Raw genomic sequence first — 2,772 nt, 5'->3', positions numbered from 1 at the left:
CAGGTCAGCCAGGACAGCCGACACGGGAGCGCCACGCTCCTGCCCAGTCACACACGTCAACCGGCGCTCCACCTCCGGCGACGACAGGTACCCCTCGATCCAGTGCGTCCCGACACGCGAGGCGCGATGCTCGATCTGCGGACGCCCGTCGGCGCGGTACCCAGCGATCACCACATGGGCTCGTGACTTGTCGTCAGTCACGTCGATCGCCGCCACCAGCGGGCCAGCCAGCGTGTCCTCGTCAGCCAGACGCGGCCCCGACGGGCCATCGACCGGCTCATTCGCGCACGCGTCCCACGTGCCGGGCGGGTAGGGCGACTCGATCGCCCCGTCCGGCCACTGACACAGCACCTCCGTGTTGTGCGTCGGGATCAGATCGCCGGCGAGGAATAGCGAGTCGGGAGCGTCTACCTTGATGCAGCAGACAGGCACTGACGGCACGGTCTCGATCCGCGCAATCGTGGCTGGCCGAACATCTCGACGGGAGCGAGACGCGCGAAGATTGGCCAGCTTCCTCGGGAGGGTCGCGGGCAGCATATCGTCAGGTCGCGTCGTGAATGACACGTCGAAACGCAGCTTGTGCCCCCTCTTGCCGTATTCGCCACCGTCGAGTTCAGAGGTCTTCCACCCCAGTGATCTGACCAGCGAGCGGGCGCCTCTGATGAGTCGCATGTCGGTGTTCGTGAAGGTGGACCTTCCCGTCTTCTTGTGGATGGTTCCGTCGGAATCCATAAGCCCTTGGAGGAGCTGCAAGCGCTGCTCACGGGAAGCGGTCAGGTAAATGTCTGGGATGTGCTTGTTCTTGAGCACACCAAGCGCACGGAGGGCGCCTGTGAAGCGCCCATACCCACCGACTTGGAATCCAATGCGGTAGCAGTTCTCCGAGTCCTTGGCCGAAGTGGTCACAGTGCCGCCGCATTCGACGATCCGGCGCTCGATGTGCGCCCGGTCCCTAGCCTCGACAAATACCATCGCGGCGTGCTTGCTGCCGTCTCCTAGCCACAAGCCGAGCAGGTAGGGATGGACCGGGAGATCGACCTCGGGACCGTCGAGCGGCTCCACCTTGGGGAGCGTGAAGTTCCGTACGTCGTAGCCCATGCTCGGGTTGTAGTACGTCACCCCGCGGTCAATCAGCTCAGAGGTGCGGAGCGTCTCGACTCGCCCCGGCCTACGTCGGTCAGACACGGTCCATAGGTGGCCCTCGTCGCAGACCACAGATCGCCCATCATTGAGCGTTACCCGGTAGCAGGTTCGTCCGGTGTGAACCGGCGACTTCCCGACCACGTTCACCCACTCGCCATTGACGCCCTTGACTTGATCGCCAACCGCGATGTCGCCCATGGGAACCCATCCGCGCCGCGTGAGGGTGGGGGTGGCGACGTCTAGGCAGCGGAACACCCACTCAGGATCGGTCTGGTAGGCGCCGAGGACGGTGCGCTCGTCGATCAGGTATCCCAGCGACGGATTCGCCTCACACCACCCAGCACGGTCACCCTTCGCACGACCGGGGGCAGCCGACCACTCCGCCAGGAAAACCGTGTCCGCAGACGCCTCGTCCGCGGCCGCATCATCAGCCGCCAGCGCGTACTTCTCGAGCGGTGTCAGCTCGCAGATGCCGTCCGGGTCACCGAGCGCTAAGTGTGCGATCCGCCGCAACTGTTTCAGCACCACCGACATCACGTCGCCCGCGTTCGACATCGCCAGGATCAGGGCATGAGGCCGCGCCATCGTCGATTTTGTGACCGCGCCCCACGCGAGCCAGTTCCTCTGCTCACGCAGCTCATCGAACAGGATCAGATCGCCAGAGAAGCCACGAGCCGCGGCCCTCGACGCCGCCTTCACCTTCCATCGACGGCGCCCGCGCAGCAGTAGCGCCCGTTTGCCGTTGATCGCCACCACCTTGGCAACCTGATCAGCCAACCACGGCCGCAGCGGCTGCTCCTCGCCGTCGTCATCCTCCTCGGTAGCAGTCACCAGCTCCGACGCGAGGTCGAGAATCTCCTCAGCCGTGTCCAACCCCTGCGCGACGCCGAGCACCGTACCCCACCGGAGCACGTACAGCGCGTAGAGGCCCAGCACCAGCGAGATCGTCGACTTGCCGTTCTGGCGAGCCACCAGCAACACCAAAGTTTTGAACCGGAACGAGCCATCGTCCAGCAACTCGAGGCCGTGGACCATGAACCACTGCTGCCACGGCAGGAGCGGCATCCGCAGGACGTGCTCCGCGAAGTCGCAGACCTGGTAGCCGAGCGTCCACCGCTCCGTCTCCTCAGACCGAGGCTCCAGCGGACGCAACGGGGGCGTGTAGACCCTCGGCACCGTCGAACCGAGCCGAGCAGCCATCGTCAGCTCGCCCCACGACGAGACGCCCGCTGCTGCATCGCGATGATCCTCGCACCCGGCGAATCATCAGGCACCACGTGGGCCTCGGGCTTGGGGGGCGACGCCGCCTTCGACAGCGTCATACCCAGCGCCTCCGCATACCGCAGATATGTCGGGATCGTCACATTGTCCAGCTTCCCCGCCGGATTCAGGCCCTCCGCATCGATCGCATCGATCGCGTCAGCAAGACGACGTATCACCGCCACCAAGCCACGCGCACGACGCGACGGCGGACACTCACGCAGCGCCGCATCAGTCGCCTGCCGCACCGACTCGCCAAAGCCGTCATCCAGCACCCGACCCGATAGGACAGGAGACTCGACCTGCTCCACTACAGTCCCCCAATCTGGACCTCGCGCGACCCCCATCGCGAATTGCAGGGGGGAGAAA

The 2,772-nt window shown here is 65.4% G+C and carries 2 protein-coding genes; both read right to left on the bottom strand.

Translation table 11 applies throughout. The features are described 5' to 3' along the window. The coding region (locus tag ACTQ0H_RS09180; protein ID WP_441548078.1) for an LAGLIDADG family homing endonuclease at window positions 1-2,343 on the bottom strand (2,343 nt) is incomplete at its 3' end. Between the two features lie 2 nt (window positions 2,344-2,345). Further along, a partial coding sequence (locus ACTQ0H_RS09175) for a hypothetical protein (protein ID WP_441203830.1) occupies window positions 2,346-2,772 on the bottom strand: 427 nt, incomplete at its 5' end.

The organism is Collinsella sp. LCP21S3_A3, assembly GCF_052118905.1.
Taxonomy (GTDB): Bacteria; Actinomycetota; Coriobacteriia; order Coriobacteriales; family Coriobacteriaceae; genus Collinsella.
Note: the sequence above shows the minus strand (reverse complement) of the source record. Positions and strands in the feature narration are given on the sequence as shown.